At 38.6% G+C, this 18747-nt stretch carries 17 protein-coding genes, 1 tRNA gene and 2 riboswitches; of the genes, 15 read left to right on the top strand and 3 right to left on the bottom strand.

The features are described from left to right. The first annotated feature begins 2 nt into the window (after nt 1–2). The 5 genes from POF52_RS30200 (at nt 3) to tsaD (ending at nt 2941) form a co-directional block, all read left to right on the top strand. Nucleotides 3–78: transfer RNA gene (locus tag POF52_RS30200), tRNA-Asp, on the top strand. A 220-nt stretch (nt 79–298) separates the two neighbouring features. Further along, a complete protein-coding gene (gene tsaE, locus POF52_RS30195) occupies nt 299–769 on the top strand; it encodes a tRNA (adenosine(37)-N6)-threonylcarbamoyltransferase complex ATPase subunit type 1 TsaE (protein WP_013081426.1) in 471 nt (156 codons plus the stop codon). Then, nucleotides 766–1464, top strand: coding sequence for a tRNA (adenosine(37)-N6)-threonylcarbamoyltransferase complex dimerization subunit type 1 TsaB (gene tsaB, locus POF52_RS30190; protein WP_176586516.1), 699 nt, complete (start codon nt 766–768; stop codon nt 1462–1464). Before tsaE ends, tsaB begins: the two co-directional genes overlap by 4 nt. Before the next feature lie 14 nt (nt 1465–1478). Next, nucleotides 1479–1928, top strand: coding sequence for a ribosomal protein S18-alanine N-acetyltransferase (gene rimI / locus POF52_RS30185; RefSeq protein ID WP_271997849.1), 450 nt, complete (start codon nt 1479–1481; stop codon nt 1926–1928). After that, nucleotides 1925–2941, top strand: a complete 1017-nt coding sequence (gene tsaD, locus POF52_RS30180) for a tRNA (adenosine(37)-N6)-threonylcarbamoyltransferase complex transferase subunit TsaD (RefSeq protein ID WP_028410378.1) — start codon at nt 1925–1927, stop codon at nt 2939–2941. The genes rimI and tsaD overlap by 4 nt, the downstream gene beginning before the upstream one ends. A gap of 254 nt (nt 2942–3195) precedes the next feature. Here tsaD and POF52_RS30175 read toward each other — a convergent pair whose 3' ends face one another. Next, on the bottom strand, nt 3196–5130 hold the full coding sequence (locus POF52_RS30175) for an ABC-F family ATP-binding cassette domain-containing protein (RefSeq protein ID WP_271997844.1): 1935 nt from the start codon (nt 5128–5130) through the stop codon (nt 3196–3198). A gap of 458 nt (nt 5131–5588) precedes the next feature. Between POF52_RS30175 and POF52_RS30170 the strand changes: the two genes are divergently transcribed. From POF52_RS30170 to tatC, 3 genes are read left to right on the top strand one after another with little or no spacing between them, the layout of a single operon-like run. Further along, nucleotides 5589–6227, top strand: coding sequence for a redox-sensing transcriptional repressor Rex (locus tag POF52_RS30170; protein ID WP_028410376.1), 639 nt, complete (start codon nt 5589–5591; stop codon nt 6225–6227). A gap of 53 nt (nt 6228–6280) precedes the next feature. After that, nucleotides 6281–6466 (top strand): twin-arginine translocase TatA/TatE family subunit, encoded by a 186-nt coding sequence (gene tatA / locus POF52_RS30165; protein ID WP_013055022.1) that lies wholly within the window; start codon nt 6281–6283, stop codon nt 6464–6466. A 15-nt stretch (nt 6467–6481) separates the two neighbouring features. Continuing rightward, entirely contained in the window at nt 6482–7237 is a 756-nt protein-coding gene (tatC, locus tag POF52_RS30160) for a twin-arginine translocase subunit TatC (protein ID WP_013055023.1), read from the top strand. Nucleotides 7238–7262: 25 nt separating this feature from the next. On the opposite strand, the gene POF52_RS30155 is transcribed toward tatC, so the two are convergent. Both POF52_RS30155 and POF52_RS30150 read right to left on the bottom strand, forming a co-directional pair. Continuing rightward, nucleotides 7263–7490 (bottom strand): YdiK family protein, encoded by a 228-nt coding sequence (locus tag POF52_RS30155; protein WP_013055024.1) that lies wholly within the window; start codon nt 7488–7490, stop codon nt 7263–7265. Further along, on the bottom strand, nt 7487–8215 hold the full coding sequence (locus POF52_RS30150; RefSeq protein ID WP_097825367.1) for a CPBP family intramembrane glutamic endopeptidase: 729 nt from the start codon (nt 8213–8215) through the stop codon (nt 7487–7489). Before POF52_RS30150 ends, POF52_RS30155 begins: the two co-directional genes overlap by 4 nt. A 299-nt stretch (nt 8216–8514) precedes the next feature. Between POF52_RS30150 and groES the strand changes: the two genes are divergently transcribed. From groES to POF52_RS30115, 7 genes are all read left to right on the top strand, one after another. Further along, nucleotides 8515–8799 carry a co-chaperone GroES gene (gene groES, locus POF52_RS30145; RefSeq protein WP_013055026.1) on the top strand — a complete coding sequence of 95 codons (285 nt, stop codon included), beginning with the start codon at nt 8515–8517 and terminating at the stop codon, nt 8797–8799. 66 nt (nt 8800–8865) lie between these two features. Continuing rightward, entirely contained in the window at nt 8866–10497 is a 1632-nt protein-coding gene (groL, locus tag POF52_RS30140; protein ID WP_013081432.1) for a chaperonin GroEL, read from the top strand. 158 nt (nt 10498–10655) lie between these two features. Further along, complete coding sequence (locus tag POF52_RS30135; RefSeq protein WP_271997832.1) at nt 10656–11606, top strand: AAA family ATPase; 951 nt, start codon at nt 10656–10658, stop codon at nt 11604–11606. Nucleotides 11607–11617: 11 nt separating this feature from the next. Beyond that, nucleotides 11618–12808 carry a DUF58 domain-containing protein gene (locus tag POF52_RS30130; RefSeq protein WP_271997830.1) on the top strand — a complete coding sequence of 397 codons (1191 nt, stop codon included), beginning with the start codon at nt 11618–11620 and terminating at the stop codon, nt 12806–12808. After that, entirely contained in the window at nt 12805–14997 is a 2193-nt protein-coding gene (locus POF52_RS30125; RefSeq protein ID WP_271997828.1) for a transglutaminase TgpA family protein, read from the top strand. Before POF52_RS30130 ends, POF52_RS30125 begins: the two co-directional genes overlap by 4 nt. Before the next feature lie 39 nt (nt 14998–15036). Continuing rightward, nucleotides 15037–15138: riboswitch (purine riboswitch) on the top strand. Between the two features lie 123 nt (nt 15139–15261). Then, entirely contained in the window at nt 15262–16791 is a 1530-nt protein-coding gene (gene guaA, locus POF52_RS30120; RefSeq protein WP_013081436.1) for a glutamine-hydrolyzing GMP synthase, read from the top strand. A gap of 97 nt (nt 16792–16888) precedes the next feature. Further along, nucleotides 16889–16990, top strand: a riboswitch (purine riboswitch). 133 nt (nt 16991–17123) lie between these two features. Beyond that, a complete protein-coding gene (locus POF52_RS30115) occupies nt 17124–18449 on the top strand; it encodes an NCS2 family permease (RefSeq protein WP_013055032.1) in 1326 nt (441 codons plus the stop codon). Nucleotides 18450–18747: the final 298 nt, after the last annotated feature.

The raw sequence follows: 18747 nt of genomic DNA, 5'->3' as shown, positions 1-18747 counted from the left end.
ATGGTCCCGTGGTGTAGCGGTTAACATGCCTGCCTGTCACGCAGGAGATCGCGGGTTCGATTCCCGTCGGGACCGCCATGTTTTAGAAACGAAACAATGTGTTTCGTCTTTTTTATTGTTTGAACCATTTTTATATAAAACTTTACCGTCCTTAGGAGCAATCCTAAGGAATTTTTTATATACAAAGAAATTTCCTTATAGAATTGCGATGTTAAAGATTGTTGGATTTCTTACTGGATATGTATAGTCCACAACGTTTACAATATATATATACAGGTTGAAGTGAGGTTCTGAATGAATGACAGAGATTAACGAATTTACGTTTATGTCTACGTCTCCTGATGAAACTAATCAGCTGGCTGCTCGTCTAGCAACTTTATTAGAAGCTGGTGACGTGCTGCTGCTTGAAGGCGATTTGGGAGCTGGAAAGACAACTTTCACAAAAAGTTTAGCTAAAGGATTAGGAATTGAACGCAATGTGAATAGCCCGACATTTACGATCATTAAAGAATACAAAAGCGGTCGCCTTCCTCTTTATCATATGGATGTGTACCGTCTAGGGGATGAATTTGAAGACCTAGGGTTCGATGAGTATTTTGAAGGAGATGGCGTGACGGTCGTGGAGTGGGCTCATCTGATTGAAGAGCAGCTTCCTAATGAATATATTCAAATCAATATTTACCATGAAAACGAAACGACTCGTAAAATCCTTGTAAAAGCTATAGGGAGTCGGTACGTTGAAATATGTAAGGAGCTTTTTAAAAGATGAAAATGTTAGCCATTGATACATCCAATTTTGTCATGGGTGTTGCTGTCGTTGAAGAAAACAAAGTAATTGGAGAAATTATTACGAATCTAAAAAAGAATCACTCCGTTCGTGTGATGAACGCTGTGGAATCTTTGTTAAAGGACTGTGATATTGCGCCAAGCGAGCTAGACCGCGTTGTAGTGGCGCACGGTCCTGGGTCTTATACAGGTGTACGCATTGGCGTTACCATTGCCAAGACACTTGCTTGGACTTTAAATATTCCTTTAATAGGTGTATCTAGCCTTGAGGCACTAGCAGCAAACGGTCGCTATTTTGATGGGTATATTGCTCCGTTATTTGATGCGCGCCGTCAACAGCTTTATACAGGACTATATGAATGGAATAACGAACCAAGTCTTCTAGAAGTTGAAAGTGATCGACTTGTTATTAATAAAGACTGGGCGGAACATTTAAAGTCATACAACAAACCTATTTTATTCATAGGCAATGATCTTCCTATGCATGAAGAGACGTTAAAAGAAGTGCTGGGTGAACAAGCTGTATTTGCCCATGTTCAGCAGTTTAATCCAAGACCAAGTGAATTGGCTTTCTTAGGAATAAAGAAAGAGCCGCAGTCTGTGCATACTTTTGTTCCGAACTACATTCGTTTAGCTGAAGCGGAAGCCAACTGGCTTGCTTCACAGCAAAAAGGATAAAAGAAGGTATAAACATGAAACTAACAATTAAGTTTCGTTTAATGGAAGTTAAAGATATTGATCAAGTAGTGAAAATCGAAGAGAAGTCTTTTACGACACCTTGGAGTTCAGAAGCGTTTCAAAATGAGTTAACCAATAATCAATTTTCAACTTACATTGTGATGGAAGAAGGAGAAAATATTATTGGGTATTGCGGAACGTGGATTGTTATTGACGAAGCACATGTAACCAACATTGCCCTATTGCCAGACTACCGGGGTAAGGGACTCGGTGAATTGCTGCTGAGCAACGTGATGGAAGTTCTTCGAAAACTAGGTGCTGCGTCAATGACATTAGAAGTTAGGGTATCTAATCATATTGCACAATCATTGTATCAAAAGCTAGGTTTTAAACCTGGAGGTATTCGTAAGAATTATTATTCTGATAACAATGAGGATGCATTAGTTATGTGGGTGAATTTATGAGTGAAAATCAATTAATTTTAGCATTAGAAACAAGCTGTGATGAGACAGCAGCGGCCGTGATTCGAAACGGTCATGAAATTGTAGCCAATGTGGTGGCATCACAAATAGAAAGCCATAAACGATTTGGCGGTGTCGTACCGGAGATTGCATCTCGTCATCATGTGGAACAAATTACGGTAGTAGTTGAAGAAACTTTAAATCAAGCGAACTTGACGTTTGCAGATATTGATGCAATAGCTGTAACGGAAGGACCTGGGCTTGTGGGAGCACTTCTTATTGGCGTAAATGCAGCCAAAGCGCTAGCATTTGCGCATCAAAAGCCATTAATTGGTGTTCATCATATTGCAGGACATATTTATGCAAATCAGTTAATCAAAAAATTAGAATTCCCGCTTTTATCGCTAGTTGTATCTGGAGGGCATACGGAGCTTGTATACATGGAAAGTCACGGTCAGTTTAAAGTGATTGGTGAAACGAGAGATGATGCAGCAGGAGAAGCCTACGATAAAGTAGCCCGCACGTTAAACCTTCCATATCCAGGCGGACCGCATATTGACCGCCTTGCACATGAAGGAGAGCCATTAATTGATTTGCCGCGTGCCTGGCTAGAAGAAGGATCCTATGATTTTAGTTTCAGTGGGTTAAAATCAGCAGTTATTAACACTGTCCACAACGCGAAGCAAAAAGGTGAAGAAATTCTTCCACAAACGCTTGCTGCTAGCTTTCAAGCGAGTGTTATTGATGTGTTAGTAACTAAAACGGTTAAAGCTGCAAAGGAATATAACGTTAAGCAAGTGTTAGTAGCAGGAGGAGTTGCTGCTAATAAAGGACTTAGAGCAGCGCTAGAAGAGGCATTTGCACCATTATCAAACATTGAGCTTATTATCCCGCCGCTGTCTCTATGCACGGATAATGCCGCAATGATTGGAGCAGCGGCAAGTGTACGATTTGCTCAAGGAAAACGCTCAGATATGTCATTAAACGCAAACCCCGGTTTAGACTTGGAAGAGTAGGAGACGAATGAGATTTATTTCTCATTCGTCTTTTTTGTGGGTAAAAATAATTTATCAACAATATTCAATAAATTTAGAATTTCCTGTGGATAATTATGTGGAAAAGTCCGTGCACTCAGTACACGGACATGTTATCAACAAGTTTTAATTATGAAAATCAGACAGATATCCACTATTTATTCACAGAGTGGATAAAGCTTGTCCTAAAGGGCACGAACAAGTAAATAGGGTGAATAAATACGAAAAAATACAGGCTATTCTTCTAGAAGCAGCTGTAATTCTTCCCACTCTTCCATTAATGTGGATAACTGTGAAGAAATTTTTTCATTTTCACCGTTTAATCTTGATACTTCTTCGTGGTTTTGATAAATTTCAGGATCACAAAGAAGTTCTTCATTCTCCGCTTGTGCGGCTTCTAATTTGTTTACTTCAGTTTCAATTTCTTCAATTCGGCGCGTTCGCTGCCTCATCAATTTCTTTTGTTCTTTATCTTGTTTATAGGACTGTTTATCTACTTTTACCGTACGTTCTTCGTTGGCTTTTATATTTTCTAATTCTTTGATTTCCTCTATTTCTGCTTTCTTTTCTACATAATAGTCATAATCTCCAAGAAATTCTTCTACCCCTTCAGGAGATAGCTCTGCTATTTTGTTTGCAATACGATTAATAAAATAACGGTCATGTGAAACAAATAATAGAGTCCCTGGGTAATCAATTAATGCATTCTCGAGTACTTGTTTGCTATCTAAATCAAGATGGTTAGTAGGTTCATCCAAAATTAAGAAATTAGCTTTTTGAAGCATAAGCTTCGCAAGAGCCAAACGTGCTTTTTCACCACCGCTAAGCGTCGAAACGATTTTCAGTACATCATCACCTGAAAACAGAAAATTTCCAAGCGCTGTACGAATTTCTTTTTCAGGTTTGGATGGGTAGTCATCCCAAAGCTCATTTAAAACGGTTTTATTAGACGTTAAATTAGCTTGCTCTTGGTCGTAATAACCAACCATTACGTTTGAGCCAAAAGAAATGGTTCCAGTCTTGAAGCTTAGTTTATCCACAATACCTTTTAATAACGTAGATTTCCCAACTCCATTAGGGCCAACCAATGCAAGGCTTTCACCTTTTTTAATCCGAAGGTTTGCCTCTTGGACGACATATTTGTTTTCATCATATCCGATAGACACGTTTTCGAGATTTAAGACTTCATTTCCGCTTTGACGCTCAATTTCAAACGAAAAACTAGCTGATTTTTCGCCTTCGTTAGGTCGATTTATTAACTCCATTCGATCGAGCTGCTTACGTCTGCTTTGCGCACGTTTTGTAGTCGATGCGCGGGCGATGTTTCGCTGAATAAAATCATTCAGTTTTGCGACTTCATCTTGCTGCTTTTCGTACTGACGCAACTCTTTTTCATATCGCTCTGCTTTTTGTACAAGGTATTTAGAGTAATTGCCCGTGTACTTGACCGTTGTTTTTTGTGTGACCTCATACACTTGATTTACGACTTTATCAAGGAAGTAACGATCGTGTGAAACAATTAAAATAGCTCCTTCATACCCTTGCAGAAACTGTTCCAGCCATGCTAAAGTTTCAATATCTAAGTGGTTGGTAGGCTCATCCAGAATAAGCAAGTCTGGCTTTGTTAAAAGCAGTTTTGCAAGAGCCAAGCGCGTTTTTTGTCCACCGCTCAAGGAGGAAATAGGGGTGCTATAGTCAAAGTTTGAAAAACGGAAACCGTGAAGAATAGATCGTGTATCCGCTTCATATTGATAGCCGCCTAAATCTTTGAACGTTACTTGAAGCTGATCGTACTCTTTGGTTAGTTTTTCGTATTGAACTGAATCATTAAAAATGTCTGGATCGCCCATCTTCGTTTCAAGCGTACGTAATTCTTTTTCCATCTTCTTTAATGGAGCAAAGACTGTCATCATTTCTTCCCATATGGAGAGTGTTGACTCAAGAACTGTATCTTGTCCCATATAATCAATGGAAACACCTTTAGGTTTAATAATTTCTCCGCTGTCATAAGAAAGCTGCTCAGCAATAATTTTTAATAAAGTTGATTTACCTGCACCGTTTCGTCCCACTAGGGCAATGCGGTCTTTTGATTGTACTTCTAACTTTATATTCGATAAAATGGGTTCTGCCCCATAGTATTTTGTAATACCGTTCAATTGTAGAATAATCATTTTTTCACCTCTAGTAGTATATCCATAGTGTATTTTAACATATTTTCAACTACAAGTTCTTCCTACAAGCGTTTGTAATTTGTAGAGGGACAAGAACAAATGATGAAGCGAATGTTTTGATTCATGAAATAAAATGATTTTACCTGCACATTTTATACAGGATACTATGTTAAAATAAGAGATAAGTGCATCTCTGAACTTATATATGATGGATGTAGAAAATCCGTCATGACTAACAAACGGATCCTTTGAAGGGCTAATTGCTTCGTTCTAGCTACCGACTTTAAGTATTCCTGGATAGACAAAAGGCGTCGGGGTGTGAAGCGGAGTATATATAAAACAAGAGAAAAGAGAGAGAATTGGAAGCGCTACCTCAAGGCGGTTGAGGCTTTGTGAAAGGTAATGCAATATGACTTGAAAATGTTAGTAATGACATACATGAACTGAGGGGGTACAACGTGAACACTGAACAATTAAAAATACCACAAGCAACGGCTAAACGATTGCCGCTTTATTATCGTTTTTTAAAAAACTTGCATGCTTCTGGTAAACAGCGTGTTTCGTCAGCGGAGTTAAGTGAGGCAGTGAAAGTTGATTCTGCTACTATTCGCCGGGATTTTTCTTACTTTGGAGCATTAGGGAAAAAGGGATACGGCTACAATGTGAATTATTTACTTACATTTTTCCGTAAAACGTTAGACCAAGATGAAGTAACGAAAGTAGCACTGATTGGCGTAGGGAATCTGGGAACGGCCTTTTTAAATTATAATTTTATTAAAAATAATAACACCAAAATTGAGTGCGCTTTTGATGTGATAGAAGATAAAGTCGGTACAAAAGTAGGCGACGTGCCGGTTTATCACCTTGACCAATTGGAAGATTATATGAGTGATGATATCTCAGTGGCGATTTTAACCGTTCCTGCCACTGTGGCTCAGCAAATTACCGATCGTTTAGTGAGTTGCGGAATTAAAGGGATTCTAAACTTCACTCCTGCACGCTTAAACGTACCGGATGAGATTCGACTGCATCATATTGATCTGGCTGTAGAATTACAGTCGCTTGTCTACTTTTTGAAAAATTATCCTGTTGAATAAGATGGACTGTGTTACGATTTCCTTAAGTCTAAATTAATAAGGAGAGTGGGAATATGGGGATTGGAGCAGGCAGTTGGATTATTATTGCGATTGTAGCACTGCTTATTTTTGGACCGAAACGGTTACCGGAGCTAGGAAGATCAGTCGGGCAAACGCTTAGAGAGTTTAAGCATGCCGCTAGCGGTGCCTCAGAAGATCGTGAAAAAGATAAACAGCGTCAAGTAGATGACAAAGAGTAAAAGGGTGATCATAGTATGACCGAACAAGAAATGTCAATATATGATCATATAGGAGAGCTGCGAAAGCGCATTTTAATTGTTTTATTTTTCTTTGTCATTGCCACAATTGGCGGCTTTTTTATAGCGGATAAGGTTATTGTCTATTTACAGCATGCTGATGAGGCAAAAAATTTAACGATGAATGCATTTAGGCTAACAGATCCAGTTAAGATTTATATGCAGTTTGCTGTTATTATCGGCTGTGTACTTGCAGCTCCTGTTGCACTGTATCAACTTTGGGCATTTATTAGTCCTGGTTTATATGAAAAAGAGCGTAAGGTAACGCTTGGATATATTCCTGTTTCCATTTTTCTCTTTATCGGCGGTGTCTCTTTTTCTTATTTTGTGTTGTTTCCATTTGTCGTCGATTTTATGACGCGCGTTTCTGATGAGCTGAATGTAAACCAAGTGATTGGCATTAATGAATACTTTTCTTTTTTAATGCAGCTCACACTGCCTTTTGGCCTGTTGTTTCAGCTTCCTGTTGTCGTCATGTTTTTGACGCGATTAGGAATTATCACGCCTATGTTTTTATCTCAAATTCGAAAGTATGCCTATTTCGTACTGCTAGTTATTGCCGCACTTATTACACCACCGGAATTGCTCTCGCACATGATGGTGACAGTGCCGCTCTTAATTTTGTATGAAATCAGCATCATTATTTCCCGCATTTCGTATCGCAAAGTGTTAAAGGCAAGGGCAGAGCAAGAAAGAGAAGATGTTAGTATGTAAAAAAACCACTGAAACAGTGGTTTTTTTATTTAGATGAATCATCTTGATTTTTATATTGCTGCTGCAACTTTTTAATTTTATAGTGCAAGATAAAAATGCGCACCGCAAATCTGAAATCGAACGCGGCTACGAGTGCAAATAAGATCGTGGGGAAATTCCACACGGTTTCCTGAGCATTTTGAATAGCCAGGTAGGTGAATAAAATCCCCATAATAATATAAATAAACCCTCGTGTTAAAGGGATATTCTTCATAAAAACATGCCTCCAAAAATAAACTGCATTTGTTCTGCTTGCTTTTGCATTTCTATAATTTTATCTGCAAAAATAGTTTGAGATAAAATAACGATTGTATTCATCAACACGTGAGCAATAATGGGTACAATAATTAGTTTTGTTCTTGCATAAAGGAATGCAAATACAAATCCCATGGCTGTATACACGAGCAAATGTTTAAAATCCCAGTGTACGGCAGCGAAAATAAGGGAACTAATAAATGCAGAGACAAAGAAATTATATCGTTTGTGAAGAGAGCCGAAAATAATCTTTCGAAAAATAATCTCTTCTAGAATTGGTCCAATAACAGACGTAACGACAATGAGGAACGGCGTTGCTTTAACAAGATTAACAATATTTTGTGTGTTTTCAGATACTTGGGTAATGCCAAGAGCGTGCTCAATCATACCTGCTACAGCTTGACCAGCCATAGCCAGGAACACCCCAAGGACTGACCAGACCACAGTTACCGTTGTTCCCGCATGTTCTATACGCATGGACATGTCACGGCGCAGCAGCAGTAAGACAATAAGTAAACCAAGGATAAAGCTAATGATGGTCCAATAAGTCAAAAGCATGACATTCGCTGTTCGAACTGGATATTGATCAAACATTCCTGTTAATTTTAACAGCGGTATACCAACAACTCCTGAAAACTGCATAAGGATGTAGGTGAGGATAACATACCAATAACGTTTTTCCAATCTTCTATACTCCTTTAAAAGGTTTTTATGTATATATGTCGAAGAAGTACTGTAAAGTTAGTAATTTCTTCTTGCTCGTATTGTAACATACATATTATTGAACAGAGAAAAGAATGCTTTATTTCTCAAAATCGTCGAAATCTAAAACTATTATATGTAGTTTTCGTAAATTTTAAATTTTTTTTGTTTAATACTTGCAAAAAAAACCCACTTTGTTTTAATATAATAATTGTGTTAGCACTCGTTGAGGTTGAGTGCTAATAAAAATGCAAACACATTATTTGAGGAGGTTGTTTCACTTGTTAAAGCCATTAGGTGATCGCGTAGTGATTGAACTTGTAAAATCTGAGGAAAAAACAGCAAGCGGTATCGTGTTACCGGACAGTGCAAAAGAAAAACCACAAGAGGGTAAAATTGTTGCTGTTGGTACAGGCCGAGTATTAGAAAGCGGTGAGCGTGTAGCTTTAGAAGTAGCTGCGGGCGATCGTATCATCTTCTCAAAATATGCGGGTACTGAAGTGAAATACGAAGGTACTGAATACTTAATTTTACGCGAAAGCGATATTTTAGCTGTAATCGGCTAATTTTAACCACAAACTTATCATACGTAAAAAATAGATTATTAAGAACTCTTGAGGAGGTCAAAGAACATGGCAAAAGATATTAAATTTAGCGAAGAAGCACGTCGCGCAATGCTACGTGGTGTAGATACATTAGCAAATGCTGTAAAAGTAACGCTTGGACCAAAAGGTCGTAACGTTGTATTAGAAAAGAAATTCGGTTCACCGCTTATTACAAATGACGGTGTAACAATTGCAAAAGAAATCGAATTAGAAGACGCATTTGAAAATATGGGTGCTAAATTAGTAGCCGAAGTTGCTAGCAAAACAAACGACGTTGCTGGTGACGGTACAACTACTGCAACAGTTTTAGCGCAAGCAATGATCAGAGAAGGTCTTAAAAACGTAACGGCTGGTGCTAACCCAATGGGTATCCGTAAAGGTATGGAAAAAGCAGTAGCTGTAGCGGTTGAAGAACTAAAAGCAATCTCTAAACCAATTCAAGGTAAAGATTCAATTGCTCAAGTAGCGGCTATCTCAGCAGCTGACGAAGAAGTAGGTCAATTAATTGCTGAAGCAATGGAGCGCGTTGGTAACGACGGCGTTATCACACTTGAAGAATCAAAAGGTTTCACAACTGAATTAGAAGTGGTAGAAGGTATGCAGTTTGACCGTGGGTATGCATCTCCTTACATGGTAACTGATTCAGATAAAATGGAAGCTGTATTAGATGATCCATACATCTTAATCACAGACAAAAAAATCGGTAACATTCAAGAAATCTTACCGGTATTAGAGCAAGTTGTTCAACAAGGCAAGCCTCTATTAATCATCGCTGAAGACGTAGAAGGCGAAGCTTTAGCAACATTAGTTGTGAACAAACTTCGTGGTACATTCACAGCTGTAGCTGTTAAAGCTCCTGGTTTCGGTGATCGTCGTAAAGCAATGCTACAAGACGTTGCGATCTTAACAGGCGGAGAAGTAATCACTGAAGAGCTTGGTCTTGACCTAAAAACAGCAAGCATCGATCAATTAGGTCGCGCTTCTAAAATTGTTGTAACAAAAGAAAATACAACAGTTGTAAACGGTGCAGGAAACGCAGAAGACATCCTAGCACGCGTAAACCAAATCAAAGCTCAGCTTGAAGAAACAACTTCAGAGTTTGACCGTGAAAAATTACAAGAGCGCTTAGCAAAACTTGCTGGTGGCGTAGCTGTAATTAAAGTTGGTGCGGCAACTGAAACTGAGTTAAAAGAACGTAAATTACGTATTGAAGATGCATTAAACTCTACGCGTGCTGCGGTTGAAGAAGGTATCGTAGCTGGTGGTGGTACTGCATTAGTAAATATCTATAATAAAGTAGCAAGCATCGAAGCTGACGGTGACACTGCTACAGGTATCAACATCGTATTACGTGCGATTGAAGAGCCTGTACGTCAAATCGCTCACAACGCTGGTTTAGAAGGATCAGTAATCGTTGAGCGTCTAAAAGGCGAAGCAGTTGGAACTGGATTTAATGCTGCAACTGGCGAGTGGGTAAATATGCTAGACACTGGTATCGTTGACCCAACAAAAGTAACGCGTTCAGCTCTTCAAAATGCTTCTTCTGTAGCGGCTATGTTCTTAACAACTGAAGCAGTTGTTGCTGACAAGCCAGAAGAAGGCGGAGCACCTGCAATGCCTGACATGGGCGGCATGGGTGGAATGGGCGGCATGATGTAATCACTGCCCTCTCTGAAAAAGCGACCAAGTACTCACTTGGTCGCTTTTTTGCGTGAGTTAATATTTTCAGATTTTTTGAAAATTTGTTAAGATAGTACTATGTTTATTGGAAAACTTATTAAACTCAAGGCTTAACTGAGTTTTAAGGGGGAGCTTTATTGATTCAGCCGGATCATATTAATAGTAAATTAAACCAAGTATTAGAAAACATCGATCAAATTGTGATTGGAAAACGTCAGGTATCTACGTTGAGTTTGGTTGCTTTGCTTGCAGAGGGGCATATTTTGCTTGAAGATGTGCCGGGTGTGGGGAAAACGATGCTCGTGAAGGCACTGGCCAAATCAATTGATGCAGAATTTAAACGAATTCAATTCACGCCTGATTTGCTGCCATCCGACGTAACAGGCGTTTCTATCTACAGTCCGAAAGACATGGAATTTCATTTTCGTCCAGGTCCTATCATGAGCCACATTGTACTCGCTGATGAGATTAACAGGACTTCTCCTAAAACACAATCGGCGCTTTTAGAAGCAATGGCTGAGCATCATGTAACAACCGATGGTATCACCCGGGAAATTCCAGCGCCTTTTTTTGTGATGGCTACTCAAAATCCTGTTGATTTTGATGGGACCTATCATTTGCCGGAAGCGCAGCTGGATCGTTTTTTATTCAAATTAGGCATGGGATATCCTACGCAAGAAGAGGAGCTTCAAATTTTAAATGGCGTATCTACCCAGATCAATCTTGAAGATGTCAAACCCGTCATGAGTATTCCAGAATTAGTACAGGCTCAAAAAGCTGTAAGCAGTATTTATGTAGATGATGCGATCAAGCACTATATCATTGAAATCATTCGCAAAACGCGCTCTCATCCACATGTTTCGTTAGGTATTAGTCCTCGTGGGACGGTTTCATTTATGAAGGCCGTTCAAGCATATGCTTTAGTGAAGGGAAGAGATTACTGTCTTCCTGATGATGTTCAAGAGCTTGCTTCGTATGTGTGTGCACATCGATTAACGCTAAGACCTGATACCCAGTACAGCGGCTTAACAGCGAGTGATGTGATGAAGCAAATTATGGCTGATACGAAAGTACCTGTTAAAAGGTAAAAGGGTACTTTATGAAACAGTATATAAAAGTGATATGGAATAAATGTAGAGACTGGTTCGTTTTATTCTGCATCTTTGCTGTTACGTTTTCTTACGCCATGTTTCAAGGGGGCTTTGTCAGCTGGTTTTTATTTTATAGCTTCTTACCTTTTGGATTATATGCGGTAGCCGTTTTGCTTTATCCGTTAAAGAAATGGAATGTTACTCGTGATGTGAAGCTACAGCCTCGATTCGCTGGAGATCATCTTTCGTATGACATTCATATTACACGCTCCTCGGCTTTTCCTGTTTATATGGCAGCAGTGAAAGAGGAGAGTAACCTTTTAGATCAAGAAGAAAGAACAATTTATCCGCTTTTTCAACGAAACGCTGTTATTCCGTATGAAAGATCGTTTGTAGAAAGAGGAGAATATGAACTTTTTACGATTTCGATTGAACTGAGTGATTTATTAGGAATTGTAAAAAAGAAGGCATATTATCCGCTGCAGCAGCGATTTATCGTGTATCCTCAGACTCATGAAATAGATATACCGTTCCTTTTAGCGGGAATAGAAGAAGGAAAAAATGAAGTTTCGACGGGGAATCAATCTACTACGTTAGTGACAGGCATTAGAGAATATCAGCCGGGTGATCGAGTAGGGTCTATTGATTGGAAGGCGACGGCTCGTAAAGCTACGTTGATTTCTAAAGAGTTCGGTCATTATCATGAACGGAGTATGATTATCATTGCAGATGTTATCAGCTCTTTATACTTTGAAGAACGAATGAGCTTTCTGGCATCCATGCTCATTCATGAAGAAACCAAGCGTAAAAAAATCGATTTTCTTTTAGCTGGAGATGCACTTTTTTCACCAAAAACCTCTGAACAAAGTGAGACTGATAACCTGTTGTATCACTTAGCGCGTGCACAGCCTATTAACAATCGAGCATTCGAAACAGAATTTAAGAGTATTGCCATTCAAAAGCAGCATTCTTTTATGGTCATTGTCAGTCAAGTTACAGGGACTCTCATTGGGCAGATTCAATCTAAGCTAAGTCTGCATGCTAAGGCATCAATAATTGTCGTTAAAGATGAAGGAGCAGGGCTTAGTGACGAAGAGACGGTTATTGTAAATGGAATACAATCTTCTGCTTTAACGGTTGAAGTCGTTAATATTCCTCTTCCTCTATCATCTAAAGGAAGTGAGGGCAGAAATAAGTGAATAAATCAGCTTTGTATGTAAAAAACATCTTATTGTACGCGGGAGCATTCTTTTTATTAGTGGAATGGCTTCTTCCTTTAAATGAAGTGACGGATACCAATCAAATTCAGTACTTTATCTTGTTTGTTGCTTACTGTTTTTTGTGTTTAACGTTTCGCTTGCCGTTTATCGTGATGACGTTAGGGAGTATATTGTTTATTTTGTTTTTGCTTCACAATCTCTATTTCCAAGGAGCCTTCTTTTCTTCAGACTGGCTTCCGAGACTTTTGGAGATTCTTCAGTCAGATGCACAAAGTATCATGGAGTGGAATATAGCGAATTTATCATTTGAAATGAGGAGCACTTTATTTTTTGTGCTGCTTTGGATTATGGCTTATTTAATTCGATATTGGATCTTTTATCAAAAAAGAATTTTCTTCTTTTTCTTCTTAACCATTTTGTATATTACCGTGCTGGATACCTTTTCTACTTACGATGCGGGAGCTGCTATTATTCGTGTGACGATTATCGGATTTTTATTAGTAGCCATGCTTCGCATAAATCCTGAACGCATAAAAGCTGCGAGCACTGAGCGTTTAGAAAATAGAAAACGATCGTTTCTTTTTCTAGGCAGCTTTTTAGCTATCGTCATTGTGCTGGCTTATCTCGCTCCTAAACCAGGGCCGCAGTGGCCAGATCCCGTACCTTTTATCACGGCGCATACAACAAATCAAGGACAGGGAGAATCTGCAAGCGGTCAACGAATTGGCTATGATATGGACGATTCTAAATTGGGGGGATCGTTTGTCAATGATGATACAGTTGTGTTTACAGCCAAAGTAGAGGATGAGCACTATTGGCGTATTGAAACGAAGGATGTTTATACAGGTAAGGGGTGGGAGCTGTCTAAAGAGGAAGAAAAAGTACCATTTAAAGGAAATGAAAACTTACTGCCTCAATATGACTCAAGTGTAGCAGGACAAGTAAGAAAAGCAGAAGTTGCCTATTCGCAGCCTTCTGTTCATCTTATGCATGTTCCTCAACTGCTGTCGCTAACCTTAAAAAATGGCATTCAAACCGATGTTACACCGACAAATGAAAAATTATATCCTTATCAAAATAACAAGCTTGTTACTGTTCAATCGTATGAGATGACGTATAAATATCCTGTATTTGATATTGGGCTTCTTCAGCAAGCAGAGGAAAAAAAGGCAGAGAGTTTAGAGAATAATAACGAATTTATAGCAAGGTATACACAACTTCCTGCTAACTTGCCGAAACGAGTAAAGGATTTAGCCCGTGAGGTAACAAAAAATAAGAACAATCGTTATGAAAAAGCGAAAGCCGTTGAAGAATACTTCCGATCAAATCCATATGTATATGATACTGAAAATGTTCCAATTCCTACGAAAAGTAAAGATTATGTGGATCAATTTTTATTTGATACAAAAAGAGGGTACTGTGATAACTTCTCTACCTCTATGGTCGTGCTGCTTCGTTCATTAGATATTCCTGCTCGGTGGGTAAAGGGCTATACAGAAGGTGATGCCACCGTCATTTCAGGAAGTAGTAAGTGGACAACCTATGAAATTACACAAAATAATGCTCATTCTTGGGTCGAAGTCTATTTTCCAGGAGCGGGTTGGGTACCTTTTGAACCAACAAAAAGTTTTTCTAATCCTTATGATTTTGTAGATAGCCAACCTAACAACTCTAGTGAAAATAGTCAAAGGGAAGAAGAGAAACAAGAAACGCAAGTGAAGGAGCAGCCTAAGGAAAAAGAGCTTCCGGTACAAGAAGAAAAAGCGAAAGGAAAAACAGCTTCTCTTCAAAATGCTAAGCTGTTTATGAAGTGGAAAGTGCTTTTCTGCGGACTGATTGTAGTTATGTTAATAGTAATATATCTCAATCGATTTAAATGGTTTTTACCTTTTTATATCTCTTTTTATAAAAAGAAAGAGAGTGTGGAAACCTTTGAATCAGCGTATGCTTTTTTACTTAAAAGACTCGCTGCAAATGGACTGAAGCGGCAAGGAAGTCAGACGCTGCGCGACTTTGCAGGAGAAGTAGATGAAAAATTAAATACGGTAAATATGCTACAATTAACGGAAAAATATGAGCGGGTTTTGTATCGAAATGCAGATTCCATAAAAGAATGGAAAGAGTCGATTGAATTGTGGGAAAATTTAATCAAAAAAACGAGTTCTTGACCATTGTTTCGCGGATTGATAGAATATTCTCGAACTTACTATAAATGTTTCGTATACCTTCATATATCCTCGATAATATGGTTCGAGAGTCTCTACCGGGTCACCTTAAACGATCTGACTATGAAGGCAGAACAGTCTATTTGACGATAAACGTCGTGCTCAACTAGACTTCTGCCTTTGTTTTTTGAGGGAGAAGTCTAGTTTTTTTTATATTTTAGGGCATAATAACAAGTGATTATTTACACATTCGGAGAGGTGAACAAGATGGAAGGCATGATTGTTGTATTAGATTTTGGTAGTCAATATAACCAACTGATTACGCGTCGCATTCGCGAGTTCGGAGTATATAGTGAATTGCATCCGCACACAATTACAGCAGAAGAGATTAAAGCATTAAATCCAAAGGGAATTATTTTCTCTGGAGGCCCAAACAGTGTGTACGGTGAAAACGCATTTCACTGCGATGAAAACATTTTTGAATTAGGTATTCCTGTTTTAGGTATTTGTTATGGAATGCAATTAATGACTCATCATTTTGGCGGGAAGGTAGAAGGTGCTAGCCATCGTGAATATGGTAAAGCAGCGATTAACGTACAAAACGATTCATTAATGTACCATGAGTTGCCAAAAGAACAAGTTGTTTGGATGAGTCACGGTGATTTAGTTGTAGAAACACCAGCTGGTTTTGAAGTGGACGCAACTAGCCCATCTTGTCCAATTGCCGCAATGAGTAGCAAAGATAAGAATATGTACGGAGTGCAGTTCCATCCAGAAGTTCGCCATTCAGTGCACGGTAACCATATCTTAAAGAACTTCGTGTTTGAAGTATGTCATGCTGAAGCAAACTGGTCAATCGAGAACTTCATTGAAGTTGAAATGGATAAAATCCGTGAAACAGTTGGAGATAGAAAAGTACTTTGCGCACTTAGCGGTGGAGTAGACTCTTCAGTAGTAGCTGTGTTAATTCACAAAGCAATTGGTGATCAGTTAACATGTATGTTCGTAGATCACGGTTTATTACGTAAAGGTGAAGCGGAAAGCGTAATGGAAACATTTAGCGAAGGCTTTAATATGAATGTAATTAAAATCGATGCAAAAGATCGCTTCTTAGAAAAATTAAATGGCGTATCAGATCCTGAACAAAAGCGTAAAATCATCGGTAATGAATTTATTTATGTATTCGATGACGAAGCTGCTAAATTAAAAGGGTTTGATTTCCTAGCTCAAGGTACGCTATACACAGATATTATTGAGAGTGGGACAGCTACAGCTCAAACGATCAAATCTCACCACAACGTAGGTGGATTACCGGAAGATATGCAGTTCAAACTAATCGAACCGTTAAACACGCTATTCAAAGATGAAGTACGTGCATTAGGTTCTGAATTAGGTATTCCTGACAACATCGTTTGGCGTCAACCTTTCCCAGGACCAGGTCTAGGTATTCGTGTACTTGGTGCAATTACGGAAGAGAAGTTAGAAATTGTACGTGAGTCGGATGCTATTTTACGTGAAGAGATTGCAAAAGCTGACTTAGAGCGCGATATCTGGCAATACTTTACGGTTCTTCCTGACATCCGCAGTGTAGGTGTAATGGGAGATGCTCGTACGTATGATTACACAATCGGTATTCGTGCTGTTACATCGATTGATGGTATGACTTCTGACTGGGCGCGTATTCCTTGGGATGTGCTTGAAGTTATCTCAACGCGTATTGTAAACGAAGTTAAGCATATTAACCGCGTAGTGTATGATATTACAAGTAAGCCACCTGCAACGATTGAATGGGAATAATATGTAAGAAAACCGAACAAACGGACATTCTTTTATAAGAATGTTCGTTTTTTGTTGACTTTTTTAAAAAGTTAATGGTAGGATAGTAACATAAAACAGCGAGATATAGCTTTAATGTCGTATAATATTGGGGATAAGGCCCAAAAGTTTCTACCGAGCTACCGTAAATGGCTTGACTACGAGAAAGTAATACATGTATGTGTAAAAATCTTTTGTTTTTTTTGCTCATACATTTCTCTTTTAGTCGATCTTATGCCTTTACGCGCCTAGTGTAGAGGCATTTTTTATGGCTTGCCTAAGTGCATGCGGCTTCTATAAAGGGAGGAAAAAACGTGAAGAAGTATTTTCGTTTTGAAGAGCTGGGTACTAGCTATCGAAAAGAGTTTATAGCTGGCCTTACAACTTTTCTATCTATGGCTTACATTTTATTTGTTAATCCATCTGTGCTATCACTAAGTGATGTAAAGGATCTGCCTGACAGTATGAGAATGGACCAAGGGGCTGTATTTACAGCTACTGCTTTAGCGGCAGCTTTGGGATCGATTGTTATGGGAGTGCTTGGTAGATATCCAATTTCATTAGCTCCAGGTATGGGATTAAACGCATTTTTTGCTTATACAGTTGTTCTGACAATGGGAATTCCATGGCAGACGGCTTTAACGGGTGTTATGATATCAGGTGTTATTTTTATTCTTTTAACATTAACAAGCCTGCGAGAAAAAATTATTAATTCTATTCCTATTGAATTAAAAATGGCTGTTGGAGCAGGTATTGGTTTATTTATTAGTTTTATTGGTATGAAAGGTGCCGGAATCATCGTCAAAGATGATGCCACATTTGTTGGACTGGGTGATTTAACTAACCCAACAACGTTACTTGCGGTTTTTGGCATTGTCATTACTATTGTATTAATGGTGCTTCGAGTAAATGCAGCTGTATTTATCGGTATGATTGTAACGGCTGTAGCGGGTATGGCTTTTGGTTTAATTGATACACCTAAAGCAGTTGTTTCATCAGTTCCTAGTCTTGACCCGACGTTTGGGGCAGCTTTTCAAAATATCGGTGATATCTTTACTGTAAAGATGCTAGTCGTCATTTTAACTTTCTTATTTGTTGATTTCTTCGATACAGCAGGTACGATGGTTGCTGTAGCAAGTCAAGCTGGGCTTATGAAAGATAATAAGCTTCCGCGAGCGGGCAGAGCGTTATTGGCAGATTCTAGTGCGATTGTAGTTGGTGCTGTTCTTGGTACCTCATCAACAACAGCTTATGTAGAGTCTACGGCTGGAGTAGCAGCGGGCGGACGTTCAGGATTTACTGCAATCGTAACGGCGGCGTTTTTCTTAGTTGCACTGTTCTTTTCTCCATTGTTAGCGGTCGTGACACCAGCTGTTACTGCGCCGGCTTTAATTACGGTAGGAGCTCTGATGGTGTCAAATTTAGGGGAAATTAATTGGAAAGAGTTCGAAGTAGCAGTTCCTGCATTTTTTACGGTAATTATGATGCCATTAACATACAGTATTGCAACAGGTATTGCGGTTGGTTTTATCTTTTATCCTATTACAATGTTATGCAGCAAGCGTGGAAAAGAAGTTCATCCAATTATGTATGCTCTCTGTATCATCTTCATACTCTATTTTGCATTCTTAGCAGAATAGTTTAAATAAAAAAGCTCAGTTTAATGACTGGGCTTTTTTTTTATGGTAAGATAAGAAAACTGCATAGCGGCTAGATTGCTATTGTACTAGAGAGTATTCAATCATTTTACTGAAAGTTTACTTCATTAACTTTTTTATTTATAAAGTTTTTTAGAAAAACGATTGACTCTATATATTATATATGGTAAATTATTAAATGTCGCTGAGGAACAGCGCAGTTGAGAGAAATATCTTAAAAAAAGATGTTGACATCAAAATGGTAGAATGTTATACTAATAAAGTTGCTTCAGAGCAACGG

The sequence above is a fragment of the Priestia sp. AB genome, from assembly GCF_028369225.1.
Lineage (GTDB): Bacteria > Bacillota > Bacilli > Bacillales > Bacillaceae_H > Priestia > Priestia megaterium.
The sequence above is the reverse complement of the archived record's forward strand: the minus strand, read 5'-3'. Positions and strand labels throughout refer to the sequence as shown.